Origin of the sequence: Bradyrhizobium sp. CCGE-LA001 (assembly GCF_000296215.2) — a bacterium.
In the GTDB taxonomy this organism is placed as follows: domain Bacteria; phylum Pseudomonadota; class Alphaproteobacteria; order Rhizobiales; family Xanthobacteraceae; genus Bradyrhizobium.
The window spans coordinates 3,436,604-3,462,593 of record NZ_CP013949.1 but is presented as its reverse complement, the minus strand read 5'-3'; the positions used below and the strand labels follow the sequence as shown (position 1 = coordinate 3,462,593).

Here is a 25,990-nt window from a genome sequence, read left to right as displayed (position 1 = left end):
CTTCGCGGGCGATGACAGCGGTGAAGCTAGCTAGATCGTCACCTGCGTTCCGACCTCGACCACACGGCCGGACGGGATCTGGAAATAGTCGGTGGCGTCGTTGGCCGAGCGGCTCAGCGAGATGAACAGCCGGTCCTGCCAGCGCGGCATGCCGGAATGCACCGCGGGCTTCAGCGCCCGCCGCGACAGGAAGAACGAGGTCGACATGATGTCGAACTGCCAGCCGAGCTTGCGCGCGATCGCCAGCGCCTTCGGCACATTGGGCGATTCCATGAAGCCGAACTTCAGCGTGACCTTGGAGAAGGTCGGCGAGATCTGCTCCAGCCTGACCCGCTCGGCCGGATCGATCCGCGGGGTCTGCGCCGTCTCGATGGTGAGAATGACGTTCTTCTCGTGCAGAACCTTGTAGTGTTTCAGACTATGCATCAGCGCGGTCGGCGCACTGAGCGGGTCCGAGGTCAGGAACACGGCGGTGCCGGGCACGCGCTGGGGCGGCCGCTTCTCCAGCATGGCCACGAGGTCGGCGAGCGGGAACTCGAGCTTGCGCGACTTCTCGAACAGCAGCCGGCTGCCGCGCCGCCACGTGTACATCAGGATGATCATGAGCGCGCCGAGCGCCAGCGGCACCCAGCCGCCCTCGACCACCTTGAGCAGGTTCGCGGCGAGGAAAGTCATGTCGAGGAACAGGAACGGCGCAATCAGCGCGCCGGCGGCGATCGGCGACCACCGCCACACCTTCCAGACCACGACGAAGCCCATCAGCGCCGTGACGACCATGGTGCCGGTGACCGAGATGCCGTAGGCGGACGCCAGCGCGCTGGAGGAGCGGAACAGCAGCACCAGCAGCACCACGGCGAGCAGCAGCAGCTGGTTGATGCGCGGGATGAAGATCTGGCCCGAATGGGCTTCGGAGGTATGACGAATTTCGAAGCGCGGCAGCAGCCCGAGCTGGATCGCCTGACGCGTCAGCGAATAGGCGCCGGTGATCACTGCCTGGCTCGCGATGACGGTCGCCATGGTGGCGAGCACGACCATGCAGCCGCGGAAGAATCCTTGCGGGAAGAGCTGGAAGAACGGGCTCACGATCGCCCCGGGATCGCCGAGCACGAGCGCCCCCTGCCCCAGATAGTTCAGCGCCAGCGACGGCAGCACGATGACCAGCCAGGCAGTCTGGATCGGCCGCTTGCCGAAATGGCCGAGATCAGCATAGAGCGCTTCGGCGCCAGTGACCGCCAGGAACACCGCACCTAGCGTCACAAAGCCGATGATGCCGTGGGAGAGCATGAAGGACACCGCGTAGAGCGGATTCAGCGCGAGCAGCACCTGCGGCTGCTCGATGATCGGGTGGATCGCGGCGGCCGCGAGCACCGCGAACCAGACGCACATGATCGGGCCGAAGAAGGCGGCAACGCGGGCGGTGCCGCGGGATTGCACCGCGAACAGCGCGACCAGGATCACCACGGTCAGCGGGACGATATAAGGTTCGAACCGCAGCGTGACGTCCTTCATGCCTTCGATCGCCGACAGCACCGAGAGCGCCGGCGTGATCACGGCATCGCCATAGAATAGCGCACCGGAGATGATTCCGAGCAGGACGACGGTGGCACCGCCGGTGCCGACAGCGCGCTGGGCCAAGGCCATCAGCGCGAGCGTGCCGCCCTCGCCGTTGTTGTCGGCGCGCAGCAGGATGACGACATATTTCAGCGTCACCACGACGATGAGGGCCCACAGGATCAGGGAGACGACGCCGAGAACGGCTGCCGGCGTCGGCACCCCTTCGGCGCCCGAGGCCGCCAGCACCGCCTCGCGGAAGGCGTAGAGTGGGCTGGTGCCGATATCGCCATAGACGACGCCGATGCTGCCAAGCGCGAGCGCGCCGAAGCCGGCGGTGGTGTGGGCCTCGCCATGCCCGTTGGCCGCCGCCGTTTCCAGGGCGGGAATCACTGCGTCGCTTGTCATGGGAGAGCCCGGGTGGCCTCTAAAATGCTTCACTGCACAATGGCGGAAGAGCGCGCGGCTTATAGGCCTGCGCTGCCGGCATGGCCTAGCCCGATTCTGGGGCTTAGCCATGCAAATTGGCATGGCAGAGGCGTAGCGGTTAGATCGTGACCTGGGTTCCGACTTCCACCACCCGACCCGTGGGGATTTGGAAATAGTCCGTGGCGTCGTTGGCGGACCGGCTGAGCGCAATGAACAAATGATCCTGCCAGAGCGGCATGCCCGATTGCGCCGAAGCTTTCAGCGAGCGCCGCGACACGAAGAACGACGTCGACATGATGTCGAACTGCCAGCCCTGCTTGCGGGCGATCGCAAGCGCCTTGGGCACGTTCGGCTGCTCCATGTAGCCGAAGCGCAGGCGAACCTTGGAGAACTTGTCGCTGATCTTCTCCATGCGGAACCGCTCCGACAGATCGACCCGTGGCGTCTGCGCGGTTTCAATGGTCAGGACCACGTTGTGCTCGTGCAGCACCTTGTTGTGCTTCAGATTATGCAGCAACGCGGTCGGCACGAAAGCGGGATCGCTGGTGAGGAACACCGCGGTGCCTTTGACGATGTGCGGCGGCCGCTTTTCCAGGCTCCGGATCAGATCGTCCAGCGGCACCTCGATCCGGCGCGTTTTCTGAATCAGGATTCCCGAACCCTTACGCCAGGTCCAGATCGTCCCCACCATGACGATGCCAAACAACAGCGGCACCCAGGCACCATCGAGCAGCTTCAACAGATTGGCACTGAAGAAGCTCAAATCGACGATGACGAAGGGCACGATGACAGCCGCAGCCGTGGCGGCGCGCCAGTTCCACAATTTCCAGATCACGACGAAGCCCATGATGCCGTCGGCGACCATGGTCGTGGAGACCGCGATGCCATAGGCCGAGGCTAGATTGCTGGGGGTGTGGAACAGCAAGACCAGCAGCATCACGCCGATCAGCAGCAGCCGGTTCACGCGCGGCAGATAGATCTGGCCGGCGTGAGTCTCGGAGGTGTAGCGCACCTCGAAGCGCGGAAGCAGGCCGAGCTGCACCGCCTGATAGACCAGCGAATAGGCGCCGGTGATCACGGCCTGGCTCGCGATCACAGTCGCGGCGGTCGCAAGGCCGACCAGCGGCAGCACCAGACTGTCAGGCACCATGCGATAGAAGGAATGCTCGATCGCGCTGGGATCGGACAGCACCAGCGCGCCCTGCCCGAAATAGTTGATCAGGAGCGCGGGCAGCACGAAGAACATCCAGGCCGACTGGATCGGCTTGCGCCCGAAATGACCGAGATCGGCATAGAGCGCTTCGCCTCCGGTCACCGCCAGGAACACGGCGCCAAGAGTCACGAGGCCGATCACACCGTGCGACAGCACGAACTGCACCGCATAATAGGGATTGATCGCCGCCAGCACCGTGGGGTCGTCGGCGATATGGACGGCCCCCATCACTGCAATGACGGCGAACCATATCACCATCACCGGCCCGAAGGCCGAGGCCACCAGTGCGGTCCCCTTGCTCTGGACGGCGAACAGCAGCGCCAGGATGAGGACAGTGAGCGGCACGACGTAGTGCTCGAACGCCGGAGTAGCGAGCTTCAGGCCTTGGACCGCCGACAGCACCGAGATCGCCGGCGTAATCATGGAATCGCCGATGAACATGGAGGCCCCGACCACGCCGAGCGCGAGCAGAACCCAGCTTCGCCGTCCGAGCGCGCGCTGGCCGAGCGCCATCAACGACAGCGTGCCGCCCTCCCCGTTATTGTCGGCGCGCAGCAGCAGCAGGACATATTTGGCGGTGACGACGATCAGCAGCGCCCACAGGATCAGCGAGAGCACGCCCAGCACGATAGCCCGCGAGACTGGCTCGCCATGGGCCGCGCCCTTCACCGCCTCGTGGAATGCATAGAGAGGCGAGGTGCCGATGTCGCCGAAGACGACGCCGATGCTCCCGAGCGTAAGGGCCCAAAAACCTGATGTGACCGGCTTCCCGTCGTGGGTCTCGGTCGATGAGGTGCTCGCCGTCATGGGGGTGAAAAACGCTTCGTCCCTGAATTCGATCCGGCGCCTTTCGACGGTTCCGACGCGCCTGTCAATCGGCCCGCCACCATAGCAGTCGCCGAGATAGAAGCTGTGACACCGCAGCAACGTTGATCGCCTGCGCGACGACATGCCTCAGGTAAAATGGTAATGCAAGACCGTTAGGGCTTCAGGTTTGGCGGCAGTGGCGGGTCTTCGCGCATCAAGGTGATAGTCACCCGCCGATTGGCGGCGAGCGAAGGATCGTCCGGAAACAGCGGCTGGGTGTCCGCCTTGCCCGAGACGGCGAAGATGTGCGACGACGGCAAGCCTTCGCGCTCGAGGATCTGGCGCACGGCATTGGCGCGATCGGCCGAAAGGTCGAAGGCGCCGTAGTCGCTGCGGGTCGGCACGAAGCCCGCCGCGGTGTGGCCGGCGATCGAAACGCGCAGCGGTGTCGCCTTGAGCGGAATCGCAAGCTTCTCGACCAGGCGGCGGGTGCGGTCGTAAGGCACCTTGGAGCCGTCGGCGAACATCGAGCGGCCGTCCTGATCGACGATCTCGAGGTTGAGGCCCTGCTTGGTCTCCTCGAACATGATGTGCTTGGACATCTCCGTCAGTTCCGGCATGTCCTGCAAGGCTTGGCGCAGCGAGGCGGCGGCGAGCGCGAAATTGCGATCGACCTTGATCTTCGCGCCTGAGGTCTTCTCGCGATCCTCCTGGTCCGGCGTCGGCGTGTTGGAAGCATCCTCGGGCTGGATGTGGTCGACGTTCTTGAGCCGCGGACGGGTCGGCAGGCCATCGGACTCGACGATGCCGGAATAGCGCGCTTCGGTCTGCACGCCGAACGCCTCGCGCATCGAGCCGGCGACGATCTTCAGCTTGTTGGCATCCTGGGTGGAGAACGCGACCAGCATCACGAAGAACGCCAGGAGCAGCGCCATCAGATCGGCAAAGGTCACGAACCAGCCGTGACCACCATGTGCCTCTTCGCGTTTCTTCTTTGCCATTGGCTGCTTTCTGCGACCGCCCTACCCGACCGATCAGGCCGGCACCGGCTCGCCTTCAGCGTGGCGATGCTTCTCCGGCAGATAGGCCAGCAGCATCTCGCGCACGAGCGTCGGGCTCTTGGAATCGCGGATCATCAAAATCCCGTCGATGATCAGCGTCCGGTTGGTCTCTTCATCGAGCAGCTTGCCATGCAGCTTGTCGGCGATCGGCAGGCAGATCAGGTTCGCGACGACGGCGCCGTAGAGCGTCGCCAGCAACGCGGTCGCCATGAACGGACCGAGCTTCGAGGGATCCTGCATGTTGGAGAACATTTGCACCATACCGAGCAGCGTACCGATCATGCCGAATGCCGGCGCGCAGTCGCCGACCGCGCGATAGATCTTGCTGCCTTCGTTGAGGTGCATCAGAAAGTTGTCGCGGTCGCGCTCCAGATTGTCACGGATGAAGTCGAGGTCGTAGCCGTCGGCGACGTAGCGGATGCCCTTGGCGAGGAACGGCTCGTCGGTCTCGACCTTTTCGAGCCCGACCGGTCCCTGTTTGCGGGCGATCTCGGCAATGCGGGCGAGTTCGTCGACGAGGTCGTGCGCCGAAAGGCTGCTCAGGGTAAAGGCGAACTTTGCGCCCAGCGGCAAGCCGTGGATCATTGCCGACAATGGAAAGCGGATCATCGTTGCGGCGAATGAGCCGCCGAAGATGACGATGACGGCGTGGATGTCGTAGAACATCCCGAAGCTGCCGCCCATCAGGATCAGCGACGACACGACAATGGCGCCTGCGACCAGGCCAACAAGTGTTGCGATATCCATTATCGACTCCAACGCCTACGCAACAACGGCCGTCCTGGCCGCTGGTGCGGCTCAACCCCGAACCGCATCGCAGACCCTAGAGCGGCGCCATTAAAGACGCGTAAAGGTTAAGTCTGGACAGTCTGGTTCGCCGGACCGCAGACGACCGCGATGGCCGCCCGGCGGCGGGATTCTCAATACTTCGCTAACCACGATCGACCGCAGGAGAGCGGCAGCCCCCTCCGACTGCGGCCCTGCGTCACATCCGTGCCGAGGGATCCAGGGGGTAGTTTGTCCTGTACGGCACGCTCCATCGCGGGGGAGCCATTCGCCATGGTGATCTTGTTCAGTCTTCTCACCGCGCTTCCGGCGGTGCTTTCGGTCCATCTGCTCGAGCCGGCGCTGGTTCTGCCTGCTTTCAGCGTGCTGCTCTTCATCGAGGCCGGGTTCGCGGTGATCGCCGCGCGCTGGATTCAACTCCCCGACAATGCAGGCGCGATCACCCTGTGGGACCTAGCGGGCGGCTTCACCCTGATCGGATGCGCCGCCGCCGTGTTCAGCGAGCCGGATCAGGCCGCCCTGCTCCTGACGGAACATGGACGGCTGCCGTCGCGACCTTAGATCGTCCAATCGGGTCGTCAGTGGATCTCCGCCGAGCGTTTCAGCGCGGCCTTCAGCTTCTCCAGCGAGAAGTCGGGGCTGCGCGCGATCTCCAGGATCGGCGTCTCGCGCCGGCCACAGAGCTCGGCAGCCTCGGGCAGCTTCGCCGCGACGTCGAGCGGGATCACGATGGCGCCGTGCTGGTCGGCATGAATGAGATCATCCGACTTCACGGTCATGCCGGCGACGCGCACCTCACCGCCGAAGCTCTCCGCATGCACCCAGGCATGGGACGGGCCGATCGAGCCGGCCAGCGCCTGGAAACCCGGGGCCCATTGCGGGATGTCGCGGATCGAGCCGTCGGTGATGACGCCGAGGCAGCCGAGCGCCTTGTGCACGTTGCTCTGCACCTCGCCCCAGAACGCGCCATAGCCGACATCGGGGCCGTCGATGTCCTGGATCACCGAGATGCGCGGACCGTGGCCGGTGCCGACATATTCGTAATATTCGATGCGGCGCTTGGACTGCTCCTCCGCAGGGAGCGAGGATTTCAGCACCGAGCGGATCGCGACCGTGCGGGCATAGCCGACGATCGGGGGCAGATCGGGAAACGGGCAGACTAGCTGCTTGGTGGTGTAGCCGATCAGCCGCCGCTCGGGCGCCACGATCTCCATGGCGTTGCAGATGGTCGGCGTGTCATAGCGGCCCAGCGCTTCGAGGACGGAAGCGGGCAGCGGCCCGGTCGCTTTATCGGTCACGGCGTTCTCTCCCAGATTGGCGGCTGATTGACGCGATGCCGCCGGCACTGGGCGATATAGCCGAGATCGGGACTCAACCCAACTCGGCATGCCTTCATGGCAGATATCTGTTACTCAGTGCAGCCGTCCGGGCCGGTCGTCATCCTGCGGCGGCTCCGACAGGTTCGCCATCGTCGGCGCCGAGGGCGGTGACGAGATTTCGCCATCCGCCGGCGCAGCGGTTTCCAGCGCCCGTGCCTGGTCGCGGTAGGATTTGTAGCCGAGCGGCAGGCAGAGCAGATAGAGCACCGTGCCGATCGAGAGCACATGCCAGGGATAGGCGATCAGGAGCGCGATGAAGACGACGACGGCGACGAACGCCGGCAGCACCAGCTCGGGTGGCACGCGCATGCGCTTGGTCTTGCCGGAGAACACCGGCAGGCGCGACACCATCAGGAAGGCGATCAGCAGCGTGTAGGCGGCCGTCATCGCCACGGGCCAGCGCCCGAGACCGAGGAACGCGACATAGATCGGCAGCAGCACGGTGATCGCGCCGGCCGGCGCCGGCACGCCGGTGAAGAAATTGGCGGCGAAGGCCGGCTTGTTTGGATCGTCCATGGTGGCGTTGAAACGCGCCAGACGCAGGCCGCCGGAGATCGCGAACACCATCGCGGCGATCCAGCCGGCATTGCCGAGCTCGTGCAGTTGCCAGAAGTACAGCATCAGACCGGGCGCCACGCCGAAATTGACGAAGTCCGCGAGGCTGTCGAGCTCGGCGCCGAACTTGGACTGGCCCTTGATCATGCGCGCGATGCGCCCGTCGATGCCGTCGAGCGCGGCCGCGAACACGATTGCGTAGACGGCCAGCGAAATGTGTCCCTCGATCGACAGCCGGATCGAGGTCAGGCCGGCGCAGATCGCCAGCAGCGTGATGACGTTCGGCACCAGCATCCGCACCGGAATCGGGCGGAACCGCCGGCGGCGCGTATCGGGGTCCTTGAAATCATAGGGCGTCATGGCTCGTCCTCACCTCACGGCGAGATATAGCAAGCCACATCCCCCTCCGCCATTGCCGCGGAACGCCCGAAAGGACCGACTATTGGTTAATTGTTGCGGTAAGTGCGCCCGGAATCGTCTCCGGCGAGGTCAGCCAGAATCGTCTCGCCGGCGATTGCAGTCTGCCCTTCCGACACCAGCGCCTTGGTGCCCAACGGCAGATAGACGTCGAGGCGCGAGCCGAAGCGGATCAGGCCGAAGCGCTCGCCGGCGCCGATCGCCTGCCCTTCCTTGACGAAACAGACGATGCGCTTGGCGACGAGGCCGGCGATCTGGATCACGCCGATCCGCGCGGTCGGCGTCGTGATCACGAGCGAGTTGCGCTCGTTGTCCTCGCTCGCCTTGTCGAGCTCGGCATTGATGAACAGGCCGGGCCGGTATGCGATACGGTCCACCCTGCCCGCGATCGGGCTGCGGTTCACATGGCAATTGAACACGCTCATGAACACCGAGATGCGCGGCAGCGGCCGGTCGCCGAGGCCGAGTTCGGCCGGCGGCAGCGCCATGGTGATCATCGAGACGCGGCCGTCGGCCGGCGACACCACGAGCCCCTCGCGCACGGGCGTCACCCGGACGGGATCGCGGAAGAACAGCGCGCACCATACGGTCAGGATCGTGCCGATCCACCCCAGCGGCGACCACAGCCAGAACAGGACCAGGCTTGCCAGCGCAAAGCCGCCGATGAAGGGATAGCCCTCCTTGTGGATCGGCGGGATCTGACGCTGGATCGAATCGAGAATGGACATCGTTATCTGCCGGTCTGGGTTAATGGCACGCACGGGTCGTCGCGCGCGCTTGTTTAGGCCAGAGTTGGGACCGGAGACAAGGTCACTCCGCCGCCGCAGGTGTCGTCAGGGCGTCGCTGACCGGTGGCGGCTCCCGGTTGGGCGCCTCGCCAGAGTCGGCCATCTTGGCCAGTTTCTCCCGAGCCGCCTCGGCCTCGCGCTGCCTGTTCCACATGCTGGCATAGAGGCCGCCTTGCGCGAGCAGTTTTGCGTGGGTGCCGCGCTCGGCGATGCGGCCCTGGTCCAGCACGATGATCTCGTCGGCACCGACGATGGTCGAGAGCCGGTGCGCGATCACCAGCGAGGTGCGGTTTTTCGCCACGCGATCGAGCGCGCCCTGGATCTCGTGCTCGGTGTGGGTGTCGAGCGCCGAGGTCGCCTCGTCCAGCACCAGGATCGGCGGCGCCTTCAGGACGGTGCGCGCGATCGCGACGCGCTGCTTCTCGCCGCCCGAGAGCTTCAGGCCGCGCTCGCCGACCTGGGTCTCGTAGCCCATCGGCGCCATGCGGATGAAATGGTCGATCTGCGCGAGCCGCGCCGCCTCTTCGACCTCGGCATCGCTGGCGTCCCAGCGGCCGTAGCGGATGTTGTAGCGGATGGTGTCGTTGAACAGCACGGTGTCCTGCGGCACCATGCCGATGGATGCGCGCAGTGAATCCTGCGTGACCGCGCGAATGTCCTGACCGTCGATCATGATCTTCCCGCCGGAGACGTCGTAGAGGCGGAACAGCAGACGCGAGATCGTCGACTTGCCGGCGCCGGACGGGCCGACGATCGCGACCGTCTTGCCGGCCGGCACCTCGAAGCTGATGCCTTTCAGGATCGGGCGCGTCGGCTCATAGGCAAAGCGCACGTCCTCGAAGCGCACGGTGCCGGCAGAAATGACCAGCGGCTGCGCATCGGGCGCGTCGTTGATCTCGGCCTCGCGACCCAGCACGTTGAACATCTTCTCGATGTCGATGATCGCCTGCTTGATCTCGCGATAGACCATGCCCATGAAATTCAGCGGCTGGTAGAGCTGGATCATCATGGCGTTGACCAGCACGAAATCACCGACCGTGTTGGTGCCGTTGCGCACGCCGATCGCGCACATCAGCATGGTCGCGGTCAGCCCGAGCGTGAAGATCACGGCCTGCCCGGTGTTGAGCACCGCGAGCGAGGTATAGGTGCGGACGCTCGCCTCTTCGTAACGCTCGACCGATTTGTCGTAGCGCTGCGCCTCGCGCGCCTCGGCGCCGAAATACTTCACCGTCTCGTAATTGAGCAGCGAGTCGATCGCCTTGGTGTTCGCCTCGGTGTCGGAATCGTTCATCTTGCGGCGGATGCCGATTCGCCACTCGGTCGCGATGTAGGTGTAGTACATGTAGAGCGTGACCGTGATCAGGGTCGCGACCACGTAGCGCCAGTCGAACTGCCAGAGCAGCACAGCCATCAGCAGCGTGACCTCGACAATGGTCGGGATCAGCTGGAGGATCACCATGCGCACGATCACCTCGATGCCCTCGCGGCCGCGCTCGAGCACGCGCGTCAGGCCACCGGTCTTGCGTTCGAGATGAAAGCGCAGCGACAGCTCGTGCATGTGGATGAAAGTGAGGGTCGCAAGCTTGCGCACCGCGTGCATGGCGACGCGGGCAAAGATGCCGTCGCGCCATTGCGTCAGCACCGCCATCAGGATGCGCATCAGGCCATAGCTTGCGGTCAGCAGCAGCGGCGAAGCGATCACCCAGAGGTGCCAATTGCCGGCCGCGACCGGCGCGGTATTGGCGCCGGTCAGCGCGTCCGTCGCCCATTTGAAGCTGAACGGCACGGTGAGCGTGATCAGCTTGGCCGCGAGCAGCAGCACCAGCGACCAGACCACCCGCATCTTCAGATCGAAGCGGTCGCCCGGCCAGATATAGGGCCACAGATGCGCCAGCGTGCCCATCAGCGTGGCCCGCTCCAGTGGTCCTTGTACGGGAGGATCAGGAACGTCGGCGCCGTCGAACGATTGAGGTTGGTCCATCAAGAAGCCTGAAAGCCCGCCGGATGCAGGCGAAACTGCAATTTACGATTTTCAGCCCGTCATATAGAGCCTTGCCGATGCCAGCGCACCCCGCCAAATGGCGAATCTTCGATTGTTTGTCGCCATTTACCGGTAGATTTCCGGGAGTATCGAATCACCTGAAGGGCTTGACGCCTCTTCGCTGCAATGCATCATGGCACCAATGAGCACGATCAAAACCGTCTGTGTCTATTGCGGCTCCGGCCCTGGAACCAATCCCCGCTTCGTTGAAGGTGCCGAGGCATTCGGCAAGGCCCTCGCCGAGAACAACATCCGTCTGGTCTATGGCGGCGGCTCGCTCGGCCTGATGGGCGCGGTCGCCACCTCCGTGCTCGATCACGGCGGTACCGTCACCGGCATCATCCCCGACTTCCTGAGGGCGCGCGAGAACGCGCTGACGCGCGTGCAGGAAATGATCGTCACTCCCGACATGCACGAGCGCAAGCGGCTGATGTTCGAGCGCTCCGACGCCTTCGTGGCGCTGCCGGGCGGCGTCGGCACCCTGGAAGAGCTGGTCGAGCAGATGACCTGGAAGCAGCTCGGCCGCCACGCCAAGCCGGTGCTGCTCGCCAATATCGACAATTTCTGGGAGCCGCTGTTCTCGCTGCTGTCGCATATGCGACAAACGGAGTTCATCCGCGCCGGCCTTTCAATCGACATCCTCAAGGCCGATCGCGTCGAGGACATTTTGCCGAAGCTGAAGGCGGCCGCGGCGCAGGTCGCCGAGGCGGAAAAGCAGATGGCCCCGGACGTCGCGCGCAAGCTCTGACGGCTATTCGCTCGGAAACGTCACCGCCTCGATCCGGTTGCCGTCGGGATCGGTGACGAAGGCGGCGTAATAGCGCACGCGATCGTGCGGACGGATGCCGGGCGCGCCGTCGGAGCCACCACCGGCGGACAGCGCGGCGACGTGAAACGCATCGACCTCATCGGTCGTCTTCGCGCGCAGGCAGATGTGCACGCCGCTTTCCGGCGGGACGCGTGGCATGCCCTCGCGCAGATTGATCCAGAATTCCGGATAAGCCTTGCCGAAGCCGACCGTCCGCGGCCGCGTCACGAGACGCGTCAGGCCGAGCGCGGCAAGTGTCGCCTCGTAGAATTTCGCGGCGCGATCGAGATCGCTGACGCCGACCGAGATGTGGTCGATCATGGCCCGCCCTCTCCTCACCCCAACTGTCATCGCCCGGCTTGACGGCGATCCAGTACTCCAAGACATCGCGGCGTTACGGAAAGGCCGCAGCGTACTGGATACCCCGCTTTCGCGGGGTATGACAGTTGTCGTGGGCCTACGCCGGCGCGCCCGACTTCACGAGCTTGTAGATCACCGAATCCATCAGCGCCTGGAACGAGGCGTCGATGATGTTCGGGGACACGCCGACCGTGGTCCAGCGGTCGCCGTTCTCGTCCTCGCTCTCGATCAGCACGCGCGTCACCGCGCCGGTGCCGCCATTGAGGATACGCACGCGATAGTCGATCAGCCTCAGGCCCTCGATGTATTTCTGGTACTTGCCGAGATCCTTGCGCAGGGCGACGTCGAGCGCGTTGACGGGACCGTTGCCTTCGGCCGCCGAGATCAGGCGCTCGCCGGCAACATCGACCTTGACGACCGCCAGCGCCACGGTGACGCGCTCGCCGTGCGAATTATAGCGCTGCTCGACATTGACGTCGAATTGCTCGACCTCGAAATAATGCGGCACCTTGCCGAGCGTCCGCCGCGCCAGAAGCTCGAACGAGGCATTAGCGGATTCATAGGCGTAGCCTTGCGCCTCGCGATCCTTCAATTCCTCGACGAGGCGCGTCAGCTTCGGATCACTCTTCTCATAAGGGATGCCGGCGCGGTCGAGCTCGGCGATGACGTTGGAACGCCCGGCCTGGTCGGACACCAGCACCTTGCGGTGGTTGCCGACCAGCTCCGGCAACACATGCTCATAGGTCTGCGGGTCCTTGAGCACGGCGGAGGCATGAATGCCGGTCTTGGTGACGAAGGCACTCTCGCCGACATAGGCCGCATGCCGGTTTGGCACCCGGTTGAGCATGTCGTCGAGGGTGCGCGAGACCTTGACGAGCGTCGCCAGCTTGTCCGTGGTGACGCCGATCTCGAAGGCGTCGGCAAAACCCTTCTTCAATTTCAGCGTCGGGATCAGCGAGCACAGATTGGCATTGCCGCAACGCTCGCCGAGGCCGTTCAGCGTGCCCTGGATCTGCCGGGCGCCGGCGCGCACGGCCGCGAGCGAATTGGCGACCGCCTGCTCGGTGTCGTTATGGGCGTGGATGCCGACATGATCGCCGGGGATGTGCTTGGTCACCTCTCTGACGATGGCCTCGACCTCGTCAGGCATGGTGCCGCCATTGGTGTCGCACAGCACCACCCAGCGCGCGCCCGCCTCATAGGCGGCCTTGGCGCAGGCCAGCGCAAAACCCGCATCCTCCTTGTAGCCGTCGAAGAAATGCTCGCAGTCCAGCATCACTTCGCGTCCGGCGGCCTTTGCCGCTGCGACGCTGTCGCGGATCGAGGCGAGGTTCTCCTCCTTCGTCGTCTCCAGCGCAACGCGCACCTGATAGGCCGAGGATTTTGCGACGAAGCAGATCGCATCCGCCTTCGCCTCCAGCAGCCCGGCTACACCGGGGTCGTTGGAGACCGAGCGCCCCGCCCGCCGCGTCATGCCGAAGGCGGTGAAGCGCGCATGATTGAGCTTGGGCTTGGTCGCGAAGAACTCGCTGTCGAGCGGATTGGCGCCGGGATAGCCGCCCTCGACATAGTCGATGCCGAGATCATCGAGCATCGCGGCGATGACCTGCTTGTCGGTCAGGGTGAAATCGACGCCATTGGTCTGCGCGCCGTCGCGCAGCGTGGTGTCGAACAGATAAAGACGCTCCTTGCTCATTGCGCCGCTCCGAGCGTCTTCTTCATGGTGGTGTTGGCGAGCCACTCGTCATTCATGGTGACGCTGTTGCGCTGCTGGGCGGTGTAGCCGCGCTTGGCGAAGAAGCCCTGGGCGGTGTCGCTGGCGTCCACCGAAAGGCTGGCGGCGCCGCGGCCGCCGGCGAGCTTCTCCAGCGCGTCGACCAGCATGGTCGCGATCCCCTGCCCGGCGACCGCCGGATGCACATAGAGCATGCGGATGTGATCGTTGCCGCGCAGTGAGGCGAAGCCCACGGGTGAGCCCTCCAGCGTCGCGATCAGCGTCAGGTCGGCGGCGAGCCGCTTGCCGAACTCCTCGTCCTCGGCGGCGGCCATCCAGGCTTCCTGCTGCGCCTCGCTATAATCGTCGCCGGTCAGCTCCTCGATGCTGGCCGCGAAGATCGCCGCGAGGACCGGCACGTCCGCCGGCAGGAAGGGCCGCAAGCCGGGCTTGGGGTGAGCTTGTGCCATCGTCTTCACCACATCCCGTAGAGTTTCGTCACGATCGCCACGGCCGCGCCGAGCAGCAGGATCTTCAGCGCGATGTAATAGAGCCAATGCCGCGGGAAAGGCGTGTCGGGCCGCTTCATCGGGCGATCTCCCAGGTCGTGCCTTCCTTGGAGTCCTTGATGGCAACGCCCATCGCGGCGAGCAGATCGCGGATGCGGTCGGATTCCCCAAAATCCTTGCGGCTGCGGGCAGCCGTTCGCTCTGCGATCAGGCGCTCGACCTCCTTCGCATCGACGCCGCTCGCCTGCTGCTTGCGACCCTCCCATTGCGCAGCGCTCTCCGAGAGGAAGCCGAGCAGCCGCAACGATCCCGCCAGGGCATTCACGTCGCTGCTGCGCAAGCCATGCAGCGCCGCGATCGCCAGCGACGTGTTGAGGTCGTCGAGCAGCGGCTCAAGAACGGACGCGGCCGGCTTGCCGGGCTCGACGTCGGCCGCAACGCGGTACCAATCGTCGAGCGTCTTGGCGCTCTCCTCCAGCGACTTCATGGTCCAGTCGATCGGCGAACGGTAATGCGTCTTCAGCATGTTCAAACGCAGCACCTCGCCCGGCCAGTCCTTCAAGAGTTCGTGGATCGTGATGAAGTTGCCGAGGCTCTTCGACATCTTCTCGCTCTCGACCTGCAGGAAGCCGTTATGCATCCAATAGTTCGCCATGCGCTGCTGGTGGAAGGCGCAGCAGGTCTGCGCAACCTCGTTCTCGTGGTGCGGAAACACGAGATCGATGCCGCCGCCATGGATGTCGAAATGCTCGCCGAGATGCTTCCAGGCCATGGCCGAGCACTCGATGTGCCAGCCCGGACGGCCCTCGGCCTTGATGCCGGCCGGCGACGGCCATGACGGCTCGCCGGGCTTCGACGGCTTCCACAGCACGAAGTCGGTCGAATCCTTCTTGTAGGGCGCGACATCTACACGGGCGCCGGCGATCATCTCGTCCAGCGAACGCTTCGACAGCGCACCATAGCGCGGCAGCGCGGAATTAGCCGCGTTCATCGCCTGCGGCGAGAACAGCACATGGTCCTCGGCGACATAGGCAAAGCCGCCGGCGATGAGCTTCTCGATGATCTCGCGCATTTCGCCGATATGCTCGGTCGCGCGCGGCTCGACGCTCGGCCGAAGCGCGCCAAGCGCGTCGACGTCGGCGTGAAACTGCCTGCCCGTCTGCTCCGTGACCTTGCGAATGGCCTCGTTCAGCGGCAGGCCGGGGAAATCCCGCGCGGCGCGATCGTTGATCTTGTCGTCGACGTCGGTGATGTTGCGAACATATTTGACATGCGCCTCGCCATAGAGATGGCGCAGCAGCCGAAACAGCACGTCGAACACGATCACCGGCCGCGCATTGCCGATATGGGCGAAGTCATAGACGGTCGGTCCGCAGACATACATGCGGACGTTCTTCGCATCGAGCGGCGCGAAGGGGCGCTTTTCCCGGCTCAGCGTATCGTAGAGGCGCAATTCCATGACAACCCATCCCTTGCGGCCGGGCGTCCAGGGCTCTCAATATTTTTGAGAAAAGACGGCTCCAGCCAGCGAATCGCTAGCTCGTAATCTCGCGGCAAATGGCGCAAATGGCGAGGAGACCGTTCATGCGGCGACATATGGGCTATGAGGCGGCCCCGCGTCAAGAGAGCCGCGAAAACGGCGCTTTATCTCCGCAAAGGCGCGTTGCCTGCCCCGATGGTTCATCATCCTTAACCATTTGAGCCCATTCTGAAACCGGCAGTTCCCTTTTTGCCCCCGGTGATTTCATGCGATCCTTGTGCGCGCTCATTTTCGGCGCCTCCCTCCTTGCGGCCTCCGGCTCCCACGCCGAGACCCGCGTCTTCATCATCGCCAACCAGGCGGACGGCTACGGGGTCGACCAGTGCCTCGCCAAGGGCGACAGATGCGGTGCCTCCGCCGCGCGCACCTATTGCCAATCACGAGATTTTGCCCAGGCCTCAGCCTATCGCCGGGTCGATCCCGACGAAATTACCGGCTCTGTCCCCAAATCCGGCGCAAACTGCTCCCATGGCCGTTGCGACGAATATGTCGCAATCACCTGCCAGCGCTGAATTCGCTCGGAACTGGCGGACCTTAGGCCCAATCCTGGTCCCTGAAACGACGTGACGGTGCCGCAGGAAGCGGCTATGGGAGGGCGCGCTTCGGCCCACCAAAGTCGTGCCGGGCCGTGACCTCGCTAGAATGGCGGATATGCCTGAATTTTTGTCCCTGCCCCGTGCCCGCTTCCTGTCCGCCTGCACCGCGCTCCTCGGCACCGTCGTGCTCGCCACTGGCGCTTTGGCGCAGGCCGGCCCGCCCGGACCGCCGCCTCAGCCCGGCCAGAACGGGCTCGGCCCCAATCCGATGTGCGTGCGGCTGGAAGGCCAGCTAGCCGCGCTCGATCGCGGCGGCGGCGATCCCGCGCGCGAAGAGCAGATCCGCCGCTACCAGGATTCCCAGGCGCGTCAGCAGGCCGAGCTTGACCGCGTCACCATGCAGGCCAAGCGGATGGGCTGCGAGTCCTCCGGCTTCTTCTCGCTGTTCAACGGCCAGTCGGCGCAATGCGGTCCGGTCAACACCCAGATCCAGCAGATGCGCGCCAATCTGGACCAGATCACCGGCAATCTCGAGCGGCTGCGCAGCGGCGGCCCCGGCGCCAGCCCGGAGCGCGACAGCCAGCGCCGCTCGGTGCTGATGGCGCTCGCGCAGAACAATTGCGGCCCGCAATATGCCGCCGCTGCGCAGCCGCAAGGCGGCGGCAACTTCCTGAGCAATCTGTTCGGCGGCAACAATGCGGGTAATCCGCAAGCCATGCCGCCCTCCGATCTCGGCCCCCCATCCGGCACCTTCCGCACCGTCTGCGTGCGCACATGCGACGGCGCCTATTTCCCGATCTCGTTCGCCACCGTGCCGGCGCGCTTCCCTGACGACGAGAAGACCTGCAAGGCGCTGTGCCCGGCCGCGGAGGCCGTGCTCTACACCCATCGCAATCCCGGCGAGGACATGAACTCGGCGGTGTCCACCAACGGCCAGCCCTACACGGCGCTGCCGACCGCGTTCAAATTCCGCAGCGAGTTCAACCCGTCTTGCTCCTGCAAGGCCGCGGGCCAGACCTGGGCGGACGCGCTCAAATCCGCCGATGACAAGGCGGCCGCCGAACAGCAGGGCGACATCATCGTCACCGAGGAGAGCGCCAAGAGGATGCAGCAGCAGCGGCTCAACAAGGGCACGCCTGCGAATGCGAAGAAGGGCGCAGCGCCGGCGCCGACGACGGCCAATGCGCCGGCCGCAGCGCCGCCCGCGGAAACGGGTCCCGCTGCCAGCTCCGAGAACAAGCCGATCCGCTCGGTCGGCCCGACCTTCCTGCCGCAGCAGCAGAAATAGGTCGTCATTCCCTGTCATGTCCGGCGAAGGCGGCCGCTGCGCGCGGCCGCTTCGCTGTTACTGCTCGCCCTCGCGGCTCCACGGGAAGAGATTTGCCGGGAAGTCCGCTGCGTAGCGCCTTCCCTTCGGCCTCGGTGGAAGCTCGTCCGGTGGATTTGGATTCGGCTCGACCACCCGCCGATAGAGGTGCCAGCTGGCATGACCGAGCACCGGCAGAACGACGGCGAGACCCACGAAGAACGGTAGCGAGCCGATCGCGAGGAGCGCCGCCACGATGAGACCCCATCCGGCCATCGCAACCGGATTTGCGGCCACCGCTCGCAGCGACGTACGGATCGCATCGATCGCAGTCGCATGTCGGTCGAGCATCAACGGAAACGACACCACGCTGATGCACAGGGCCAAGACCGCGAACAGGAAGCCGACACCACAACCGATGATGATGAGAGACCAGCCTTCCCGGGTCGTCAGCACGCGCGTTGCGAAGTCGGGAATGCTTGCAGCCGGCGCGTGACCAAAGATGGTGACGTAGATTGCATTCGCGACACCGATCCAAGCCCCGAACAGCACGAGCAGGAGTACGCCGAGCTCGAGCATGGCGCCGAATGACGGTGCGCGCATCACCTTGATCGCGTCCCATGCATCGACGTCCTCGCCACGCTCGCGACGGCGACTGAGTTCGTAGAGACCAATCGCGGCAAAGGGACCGATCAAGGCAAACCCGGCGGCCAGCGGAAACAACAGCGGCAGCACCGAATAGCCGAGCACCGCCCTGAACAGGACGAGGCCGAGGACAGGATAAATCACGCACACGACGAGCGCGTGACTTGGCATTGCCTGGAAATCCTCCCAGCCCAGGCGTAGCGCCTGGGTCAGGTCGGACAAGCTGACCTTACGAACGGGATAAGAGGCCGCTTCGCCGAAGACGTGCCGCCTTATCATGTCGTGGGAGTACAGAGTGGCCATGAACGCAACCTCCCGTGCTGAAAATCGCGGTGGTGACAACACGCGCTTTTCAGCCACGCGTGTCCGCTTCACGAGCGAGAACGCGATGGGCCGAGTGCGGCACTCAGGTTCAGCGAAAGAGCCTAGCCCGACGGAACCCGCCGCGACCTGCCTGACTAGCTTAGCGCGCACTGAGCCCGGTTGCACTCAAGCTTAGGTGAATTGTGCATCTGCACAAATCTTGATGCATTGCGCCACCTGAGACGCCGCCCGCCCGGCGCGCAGGCCGACGCTTCTTCCGAGCGAGAGCAGCTCCGACACTGCATCCGCACGCCGATATGCACTATTGACGCCGGGTTCGGCTGGTATCATTTTAGAATTAGAAGCAGACGCCCTCAGCTCCGATGAGATTGGTGGTCGCGACCACTCTCTTGACTTCGCGATCGCAGGAATGGGCGAGGCAACAGGCCGGCGATGGCATAGACGCCAACAAAAAAAGCCAGCTATCGCGACAGACGTGAGCTCCGCCCTGGATTCGTATCCGCAGCCTTTGATGGCAAGGATGGATCAGGATGGTTGTCGCATTGATACTGCTGCTGGTCGCGATCGGCTCGGTGCTGTTTCACATCTACAGCCCTTGGTGGTGGACGCCGATCGCCACGAACTGGGCTTATATCGACCACACCATCAACATTACGTTCTGGATCACGGGCTTCGTGTTCGTCGCGGTCATCGCCTTCATGGCGTATTGCATCTTCCGCTTCCACCACAAGGAGGGAAGACGCGCCGACTACAATCCGGAAAACAAGAGGCTCGAATGGTGGCTGAGCGTCGCGACAGGCGTCGGCGTTGCATCCATGCTGGCGCCCGGCCTTGTGGTCTGGCACCAGTTCGTCACGGTGCCTGCGGATGCCACCGAGGTCGAGGTCATGGGGCAACAATGGCAATGGAGCTTCCGCCTGCCAGGCAAGGATGGGCGATTGGGCACATCCGATGTCCGCAACATCGCTTCCGACAATCCGATGGGGCTAAATCGCGACGACTCGCACGCGCAGGACGACGTCGTGATCGAGAACGGCGACCTGCACCTTCAAATCGGAAAGCCGGTTAAGGTTCTCCTCCGCTCCGTTGATGTCCTGCACGATTTCTATGTGCCCGAATTCCGCGCCAAGATGGACATGGTTCCAGGCATGGTGACCTATTTCTGGATAACGCCGATCCGAACCGGAACGTTCGATGTTCTCTGCGCAGAGCTTTGTGGCGCTGCTCACTATCAGATGCGGGCCAAGGTCATCGTCGACGAAGAGCGTGAATATCACGCCTGGCTGGAGCAACAGAAAACATTTGCAGAACTGTCGCCGGCGAAAGCCGTCCTGAAGGCGACGTACCGATCCGGCGACAAGTAGCGAGCTGCCGCCGCAAGGATAGATCGGGTGCATGAGGCCATCGCCTCACTCCCGATGGAAATGACCAGGAGATTTCTATGGTCGATATTCCATATGAAGGGACCCCCGGCGTACCGCCTGCCGAAGTACCTGATGTCGAGCTCTATCATCCGCGGAGCTGGTGGACACGATACGTCTTCTCGCAGGACGCCAAGGTGATCGCCATTCAGTATTCGCTGACGGCCGCGGCCATCGGGCTGGTGGCCCTGGTGCTGTCGTGGCTGATGCGGCTGCAGCTGGGATTTCCTGGCACCTTCTCCTTCATCGATGCCAACCAGTACCTCCAGTTCATCACCATGCACGGCATGATCATGGTGATCTATCTGCTCACCGCGTTGTTCCTCGGCGGCTTTGGCAACTACCTGATCCCGCTGATGGTCGGCGCCCGAGACATGGTCTTTCCTTATGCGAACATGCTGAGCTACTGGATCTACCTGCTCGCGGTCCTTGTGCTGGCCTCGACATTCTTCGTGCCCGGCGGCCCCAGCGGCGCCGGCTGGACGCTCTACCCGCCGCAAGCAATCCTCACCGGAACGCCCGGGCAGGATTGGGGCATCATTTTGATGATGTCATCCCTGATCCTGTTCATCATCGGCTTCACCATGGGCGGGCTGAACTATGTGGTCACGGTGCTCCAGGCGCGCACCCGCGGCATGACATTGATGCGCCTGCCCCTGACGGTGTGGGGCATCTTCACGGCGACGGTCATGGCGTTGCTGGCATTCCCTGCATTGTTCGTTGCCTCGGTCATGCTGCTGTTCGACCGCCTCTTGGGAACCAGCTTCTTCATGCCCTCCCTCCTCGAGATGGGGCAACTGTCGAAATATGGCGGCGGCAGCCCACTGTTGTTCCAGCACCTGTTCTGGTTCTTCGGCCATCCCGAAGTGTACATCGTCGCCCTGCCCGCCTTCGGCATCGTCTCCGATCTGATCAGCACGCATGCGCGCAAGAACATCTTTGGTTACCGCATGATGGTCTGGGCGATCGTGGCCATCGGCGCGCTCAGCTTCATCGTATGGGCGCACCACATGTATGTGAGCGGCATGTTCCCGCAATTCGGGTACTTCTTCGCCACAACGACGCTCATCATCGCAATCCCCACCGCGATCAAGGTCTACAACTGGGTGCTGACCCTGTGGCGCGGCGACATTCATCTCACGGTGCCGATGCTCTTCGCACTCGGCTTCATCGTCACCTTCGTGAACGGCGGGCTCACCGGCCTCTTCCTCGGCAACGTCGTCGTGGACGTGCCCCTCTCGGATACCATGTTCGTGGTGGCGCATTTCCACATGGTGATGGGCGTCGCGCCAATCATGGTCGTGCTCGGAGCGATCTACCATTGGTACCCCAAGGTTACGGGTCGGATGCTCAACGAGGCCCTGGGGAAGTTTCACTTCTGGGTCACCTTTCTCGGCGCCTATCTGATCTTCTTCCCCATGCACTATCTTGGACTGCTCGGGGTTCCGCGCCGGTATTTCGAAATCGGCGATGCGACGTTCATCCCGTCCTCGACCCACTCACTGAACGTCTTCATCTCCGTGGTGGCCTTGATCGTCGGCTTCAGCCAGCTGGTGTTCCTGTTCAATCTGGCCTGGAGCCTGTTCAAAGGTGAAGCCTCAGGAGGCAATCCCTGGCGCGCGACGACCCTGGAGTGGCAGACGCCGGAGACGCCCCCAAGACACGGTAACTGGGGCAAGGATCTCCCCGTCGTATACCGCTGGGCCTATGACTACAGCGTGCCCGGCGCTGCGGAGGACTTCATTCCGCAGAACCAGCCGCCGCGCCCGACGCAGCTCGCCGAGGGAGCTGCTTCGTGAGCGCCATCATCCTGTTCCTGGCTGTGCTTGCGGTAATCGCCGGATGGTGGCTGTCGCAGCAGCGGTTGACCGCCAAGCCCTGGCTGGAGGAAGGCCCGGCCGGTGACTTCCCGGGCGGCGACGCCATGACCTGGCCGGCAGCGAAGATCGGGCTTGGCGTGTTTATCGCCGTCGCGAGCGCATTGTTCATCCTCTTCATCAGCGCCTACTCGATGCGCATGAGCGTGGTGGACTGGCGGCCGCTGCCGGTACCGCGGCTGCTGTGGGTCAACACGGGCGTACTGGTCCTGAGCAGTGTCGCGCTGCACTGGTCGTACGTGGCCGCGCGCCGACACGATGCCGAAGGCGTCATGATCGGTCTGCTCGCCGGCGGAGTGTCTGCCGTGATCTTCCTCGCCGGACAGCTCCTGGCCTGGCAACGGCTCGGAGCTGCCGGGTATTTCGTGGCGTCCAATCCGGCGAATTCCTTCTTCTACCTGTTGACCGCAGTGCACGGGCTGCACCTGGCGGGCGGCCTGGTGGCCCTGGGCCGAACCTCAGCCAGGATGTGGCGCGGCGCCGAGATCGCCGACATGAGCTTGAGCGTGGAGCTGTGCGCCATCTACTGGCACTTCCTGCTGCTCGTCTGGCTTGTCCTGCTCGGGCTCCTCACGGGCTGGACCGACGATTTCGTCGACATCTGCCGCCAATTGCTGAGCTAGGGAGGCGAGACCAGATGGCTGAGACCGTGCTAACAGATCCGGGCCAATCGCCTGCGCGGCTTGAAGGCTGGCGCGGCATCGCCGCCGACTGGGCGTCCGATCAGCGCGCCTTCAAGGACGTGTCCTGGGGCAAGGCCATGATGTGGATCTTCCTCCTCAGCGACACTTTCATCTTCAGCTGCTTCCTGCTCTCCTACATGACGGCGCGCATGTCGACGACCGTACCCTGGCCCAACCCCAGCGAAGTCTTCGCTCTCGAAATAGCGGGCCAGCACATCCCGCTTATCCTGATCGCCATCATGACGTTTGTCCTGATCAGCAGCAGCGGCACGATGGCGATGGCCGTCAATTTCGGCTACCGCCGCGATCGATTCAGAACTGCGGCCTTGATGCTGGTCACGGCAGCCTTCGGCGCGGCATTCGTAGGGATGCAGGCCTTCGAGTGGACCAAGCTGATCATGGAGGGCGTCCGGCCCTGGGGCAATCCATGGGGAGCCCCCCAATTTGGCGCGAGCTTCTTCATGATTACCGGCTTCCACGGCACCCATGTGACGTTCGGTGTGATCTTCCTGATCGCCATTGCGCGGAAGGTGCTTCGCGGCGACTTCGACGTCGAGAGGCGCGGCTTCTTCACAAGCCGCAAGGGCCATTACGAGATCGTCGAGATCACGGGCCTGTACTGGCACTTCGTCGACCTCGTGTGGGTGTTCATCTTTGCATTCTTCTATCTTTGGTGAGGTCGGCGCATGACAAACGCGGCGGTACACATGGAAGGACAGCTCCACGGTTCGGCGCATGACGCAGTCGCAACGGGGGCCCGTGACGCCAAAGGTCAACAGCACCCGATCAAACTCTACCTCGTGGTCTGGGGCTGGTTGTTCGTCCTCAGCACGTTTTCCTACCTAGTCGACTACTTCGGCCTACATGGCTATCTGAGGTGGTCGCTGATCCTGCTCTTCATGATGTTGAAGGCCGGCTTGATCGTTGCCGTCTTCATGCACATGGCCTGGGAGCGGCTGGCCTTGACCTATGCCATCCTGCTGCCGCCGATCGCGGTACTTGTCTTTGTGGCGATCATGGCGCTCGAATCCGAGTACACGCACTTCCTTCGGGTGCTGTTCTTCGCAGCCCCGTCATAGGGCCCGCCGTTGCTCGAGTCTGGGAGTTAGCCCTCGAACGCGTCGATCGATGCCGTGCTCCCGCGCGACACCAGCGTCTCGTCCGCCGGCGGCAGCCTCTCGCCCTTGTCGCGAAAGCGGTTGGTGATGGGATAGCGACGGTCGCGGCCGAAATTCCTCGCCGTCACCTTCACGCCGGGCGCGGCCTGGCGGCGCTTGTATTCGGCGACGTTGAGCAAATGGTCGATGCGGGTGACCGTCTCGCGATCGAAGCCGGCGGCGATGATCTGATCCAGCGGCTCCTCGCATTCGACGAGACGTTCGAGAATGGCATCGAGCACGTCGTAGGGCGGCAGCGAGTCGTCATCACGCTGGTTCTCGCGGAGCTCCGCGCTCGGCGGCCGCGTGATGATATCTGGGGGAATGACCTCGCCGGCCGGGCCAAGCGCACCTTCCGGCTTCCAGGAATTGCGCAGGGCCGCCAGCCGAAACACCTGCGTCTTGTAGATGTCCTTGATCGGGTTGAAGCCGCCGTTCATGTCGCCGTAGAGCGTGGCATAGCCGACCGACATTTCCGACTTGTTGCCCGTCGTCACCACCATCAGACCAGTTTTGTTGGAGATCGCCATCAACAGCGTGCCGCGGGTGCGGGCCTGCAGGTTCTCCTCGGTGATGTCAGGTGGCAAGTTCTTGAAGATGCCGGACAGAATCGTCTCGAATCCGGTCACGGCTTCCGCGATCGGCAAGACCTCGTAGCGGATGCCGAGATGGCCGGCGAGCTCACCGGCGTCCGCAATCGAGTGCGGGGCGGTGTAGCGATAAGGCAGCATCACGCCATGGACCTGGTCGGCGCCGAGCGCATCGACTGCAATCGCCGCGCACAGCGCGGAATCGATGCCGCCGGAAATGCCGAGCAGCACGCCGGGAAAGCCGTTCTTGGCGACGTAGTCGCGCAGGCCCAGCACGCAGGCGGCATAGTCGGCCTTGTCGCCCTCGACCTGTTCGGCGACCGGACCGGTGCAGCGCCAGTCGTCGCCGTTCCTGGTGAAGCGCAGCGTGACGATGGCCTCCTCGAACGCCGGCAGTTGCGCGGCGAGCGAGAGGTCGCCATTCAGCGCGAAGGACGCACCGTCGAATACCAGCTCGTCCTGGCCGCAGACCTGGTTCAGATAGACCAGCGGCAAGCCGCTCTCGGTGACGCGCGCCACCGCCACCGACAGGCGCACGTCATTCTTGTCGCGGGCATAAGGCGAGCCGTTCGGCACTAGGATGATCTCGGCGCCGGTCTCGGCCAGCGTCTCGACCACGTTCTCGTAATCCTCGGACTCTTCCAGCCAGATGTCCTCGCAGATCGGCACGCCCACGCGTACGCCGCGCACCGTCACGGGGCCGGCAGCGGGTCCGCGCGCAAACAGCCGCTTCTCGTCGAACACGCCGTAGTTCGGCAGATTGCATTTGAAGCGAAGCGCGGCGATGCGGCCGCCGTCGAGCAGCGCACAGGCATTGTAAAGCCTGTCCTCCTCGACCCAGGGCGTGCCGACCAGCATGGCCGGACCACCGTCGGCGGTCTCGCGCGCAAGGCTTTCGATCGCGGCGCGGCAGGCGGCCTGGAACGCCGGCTTCTGCACCAGATCTTCCGGCGGGTAGCCGGCGATGAACAATTCCGGAAACAGCACGAGATCGGCGCCGTCGGCGATGGCACGCGCGCGCGCCGCACGCGCCTTTGCGGCATTGCCCTCGATGTCGCCCATGGTCGGATTGAGCTGTGCGAGCGTGACCGCGAATGCGTTGTGACGTTCGGCCATGATGCGCTCTCGACCTTTGACTAGACGAAACCCAATCGCTCGACGATGGCAAAGATCCAGAACACGCCGGCCATGAGCAACGCGACGCCGACGGCGGCCGAGCCCATGTCCTTGACCCGGCCGATCTGCTTGTCGTGGTCCATGGTCAGGCGGTCGGCGAGCTTCTCGATCGCGGTGTTGAGCAGCTCGACCGTCAGCACGAACGCGACCGAACACACCAGCTCGACCGCGCGCATTGCGGTCGCGCCGATGAACCAAGCCAGCGGCAGCGACAGCAGGAGCGCAAGAATCTCCTCGCGGACGGCCTGCTCCGACCGGAACGCAAAGGCCAGACCGTTACGGGAATTGATCGTGGCCTTCCAGATCCGCAGCAAGGT

Annotated in this window: 24 protein-coding genes; 9 read left to right on the top strand and 15 right to left on the bottom strand. The window is 64.1% G+C overall.

The features are described from left to right. Positions 1-30: 30 nt before the first annotated feature. From BCCGELA001_RS15850 to BCCGELA001_RS15835, 4 genes are all read right to left on the bottom strand, one after another. The gene (locus BCCGELA001_RS15850; protein WP_060735751.1) at positions 31-1,959 is read right to left on the bottom strand and encodes a potassium transporter Kup; all 1,929 of its coding nucleotides are present in this window, start codon (positions 1,957-1,959) and stop codon (positions 31-33) included. Between the two features lie 139 nt (positions 1,960-2,098). Continuing rightward, positions 2,099-4,000 (bottom strand): potassium transporter Kup, encoded by a 1,902-nt coding sequence (locus tag BCCGELA001_RS15845; protein WP_060737676.1) that lies wholly within the window; start codon positions 3,998-4,000, stop codon positions 2,099-2,101. A gap of 173 nt (positions 4,001-4,173) precedes the next feature. Continuing rightward, a complete protein-coding gene (locus BCCGELA001_RS15840; RefSeq protein ID WP_008552764.1) occupies positions 4,174-5,001 on the bottom strand; it encodes an OmpA/MotB family protein in 828 nt (275 codons plus the stop codon). Between the two features lie 33 nt (positions 5,002-5,034). Then, complete coding sequence (locus tag BCCGELA001_RS15835; protein ID WP_008552766.1) at positions 5,035-5,808, bottom strand: motility protein A; 774 nt, start codon at positions 5,806-5,808, stop codon at positions 5,035-5,037. A gap of 312 nt (positions 5,809-6,120) precedes the next feature. Between BCCGELA001_RS15835 and BCCGELA001_RS15830 the strand changes: the two genes are divergently transcribed. Continuing rightward, positions 6,121-6,408, top strand: coding sequence for a hypothetical protein (locus tag BCCGELA001_RS15830; protein ID WP_008552768.1), 288 nt, complete (start codon positions 6,121-6,123; stop codon positions 6,406-6,408). 17 nt (positions 6,409-6,425) lie between these two features. Here BCCGELA001_RS15830 and BCCGELA001_RS15825 read toward each other — a convergent pair whose 3' ends face one another. The 4 genes from BCCGELA001_RS15825 to BCCGELA001_RS15810 all read right to left on the bottom strand — a co-directional run bounded on the left by BCCGELA001_RS15825 (position 6,426) and on the right by BCCGELA001_RS15810 (position 10,967). Further along, the gene (locus tag BCCGELA001_RS15825; RefSeq protein WP_060737675.1) at positions 6,426-7,145 is read right to left on the bottom strand and encodes an RraA family protein; all 720 of its coding nucleotides are present in this window, start codon (positions 7,143-7,145) and stop codon (positions 6,426-6,428) included. A gap of 114 nt (positions 7,146-7,259) precedes the next feature. Next, positions 7,260-8,141, bottom strand: a complete 882-nt coding sequence (locus BCCGELA001_RS15820) for a CDP-alcohol phosphatidyltransferase family protein (RefSeq protein ID WP_060735750.1) — start codon at positions 8,139-8,141, stop codon at positions 7,260-7,262. An 86-nt stretch (positions 8,142-8,227) separates the two neighbouring features. After that, positions 8,228-8,926: a phosphatidylserine decarboxylase gene (locus BCCGELA001_RS15815; protein ID WP_060735749.1), complete on the bottom strand. Its 699-nt coding sequence runs from the start codon at positions 8,924-8,926 to the stop codon at positions 8,228-8,230. An 82-nt stretch (positions 8,927-9,008) separates the two neighbouring features. Continuing rightward, positions 9,009-10,967 (bottom strand): ABCB family ABC transporter ATP-binding protein/permease, encoded by a 1,959-nt coding sequence (locus BCCGELA001_RS15810; protein WP_060735748.1) that lies wholly within the window; start codon positions 10,965-10,967, stop codon positions 9,009-9,011. Positions 10,968-11,169: 202 nt separating this feature from the next. Between BCCGELA001_RS15810 and BCCGELA001_RS15805 the strand changes: the two genes are divergently transcribed. Then, on the top strand, positions 11,170-11,775 hold the full coding sequence (locus tag BCCGELA001_RS15805; protein WP_060735747.1) for a TIGR00730 family Rossman fold protein: 606 nt from the start codon (positions 11,170-11,172) through the stop codon (positions 11,773-11,775). 3 nt (positions 11,776-11,778) lie between these two features. Here BCCGELA001_RS15805 and BCCGELA001_RS15800 read toward each other — a convergent pair whose 3' ends face one another. The 4 genes from BCCGELA001_RS15800 to cysS form a co-directional block, all read right to left on the bottom strand. Then, positions 11,779-12,156, bottom strand: a complete 378-nt coding sequence (locus tag BCCGELA001_RS15800; protein ID WP_008552800.1) for a VOC family protein — start codon at positions 12,154-12,156, stop codon at positions 11,779-11,781. A gap of 136 nt (positions 12,157-12,292) precedes the next feature. Continuing rightward, positions 12,293-13,891, bottom strand: a complete 1,599-nt coding sequence (gene cimA, locus BCCGELA001_RS15795) for a citramalate synthase (protein WP_060735746.1) — start codon at positions 13,889-13,891, stop codon at positions 12,293-12,295. Then, positions 13,888-14,379 carry a GNAT family N-acetyltransferase gene (locus BCCGELA001_RS15790; protein WP_060737674.1) on the bottom strand — a complete coding sequence of 164 codons (492 nt, stop codon included), beginning with the start codon at positions 14,377-14,379 and terminating at the stop codon, positions 13,888-13,890. The genes cimA and BCCGELA001_RS15790 overlap by 4 nt, the downstream gene beginning before the upstream one ends. A 115-nt stretch (positions 14,380-14,494) precedes the next feature. Beyond that, positions 14,495-15,877: a cysteine--tRNA ligase gene (cysS, locus tag BCCGELA001_RS15785; RefSeq protein WP_060735745.1), complete on the bottom strand. Its 1,383-nt coding sequence runs from the start codon at positions 15,875-15,877 to the stop codon at positions 14,495-14,497. Positions 15,878-16,164: 287 nt separating this feature from the next. Between cysS and BCCGELA001_RS15780 the strand changes: the two genes are divergently transcribed. Together BCCGELA001_RS15780 and BCCGELA001_RS15775 are read left to right on the top strand one after the other, a co-directional pair. Further along, positions 16,165-16,470 (top strand): hypothetical protein, encoded by a 306-nt coding sequence (locus BCCGELA001_RS15780; RefSeq protein ID WP_060735744.1) that lies wholly within the window; start codon positions 16,165-16,167, stop codon positions 16,468-16,470. A gap of 130 nt (positions 16,471-16,600) precedes the next feature. Beyond that, positions 16,601-17,782 carry a DUF2865 domain-containing protein gene (locus BCCGELA001_RS15775; protein ID WP_060735743.1) on the top strand — a complete coding sequence of 394 codons (1,182 nt, stop codon included), beginning with the start codon at positions 16,601-16,603 and terminating at the stop codon, positions 17,780-17,782. 57 nt (positions 17,783-17,839) lie between these two features. Here BCCGELA001_RS15775 and BCCGELA001_RS15770 read toward each other — a convergent pair whose 3' ends face one another. Then, positions 17,840-18,748 carry a DUF2189 domain-containing protein gene (locus tag BCCGELA001_RS15770; protein ID WP_060735742.1) on the bottom strand — a complete coding sequence of 303 codons (909 nt, stop codon included), beginning with the start codon at positions 18,746-18,748 and terminating at the stop codon, positions 17,840-17,842. Positions 18,749-19,299: 551 nt separating this feature from the next. On the opposite strand from BCCGELA001_RS15770, the gene BCCGELA001_RS15765 reads away from it, so the two are divergent. From BCCGELA001_RS15765 to BCCGELA001_RS15745, 5 genes are all read left to right on the top strand, one after another. Next, on the top strand, positions 19,300-20,133 hold the full coding sequence (locus tag BCCGELA001_RS15765; RefSeq protein WP_060735741.1) for a cytochrome c oxidase subunit II: 834 nt from the start codon (positions 19,300-19,302) through the stop codon (positions 20,131-20,133). Between the two features lie 77 nt (positions 20,134-20,210). Further along, positions 20,211-21,989, top strand: a complete 1,779-nt coding sequence (locus BCCGELA001_RS15760; RefSeq protein ID WP_008552826.1) for a cbb3-type cytochrome c oxidase subunit I — start codon at positions 20,211-20,213, stop codon at positions 21,987-21,989. Beyond that, positions 21,986-22,690 carry a cytochrome c oxidase subunit 3 gene (locus tag BCCGELA001_RS15755; RefSeq protein WP_008552828.1) on the top strand — a complete coding sequence of 235 codons (705 nt, stop codon included), beginning with the start codon at positions 21,986-21,988 and terminating at the stop codon, positions 22,688-22,690. The genes BCCGELA001_RS15760 and BCCGELA001_RS15755 overlap by 4 nt, the downstream gene beginning before the upstream one ends. A 14-nt stretch (positions 22,691-22,704) precedes the next feature. Beyond that, positions 22,705-23,427, top strand: coding sequence for a heme-copper oxidase subunit III family protein (locus tag BCCGELA001_RS15750; protein WP_008552830.1), 723 nt, complete (start codon positions 22,705-22,707; stop codon positions 23,425-23,427). A gap of 9 nt (positions 23,428-23,436) precedes the next feature. Then, positions 23,437-23,829: a cytochrome C oxidase subunit IV family protein gene (locus BCCGELA001_RS15745; protein WP_008552831.1), complete on the top strand. Its 393-nt coding sequence runs from the start codon at positions 23,437-23,439 to the stop codon at positions 23,827-23,829. A gap of 26 nt (positions 23,830-23,855) precedes the next feature. On the opposite strand, the gene BCCGELA001_RS15740 is transcribed toward BCCGELA001_RS15745, so the two are convergent. Beyond that, the gene (locus tag BCCGELA001_RS15740) at positions 23,856-25,613 is read right to left on the bottom strand and encodes an NAD+ synthase (protein WP_060735740.1); all 1,758 of its coding nucleotides are present in this window, start codon (positions 25,611-25,613) and stop codon (positions 23,856-23,858) included. 20 nt (positions 25,614-25,633) lie between these two features. After that, positions 25,634-25,987: a diacylglycerol kinase gene (locus BCCGELA001_RS15735; RefSeq protein WP_008552842.1), complete on the bottom strand. Its 354-nt coding sequence runs from the start codon at positions 25,985-25,987 to the stop codon at positions 25,634-25,636. Positions 25,988-25,990 lie beyond the last annotated feature (3 nt).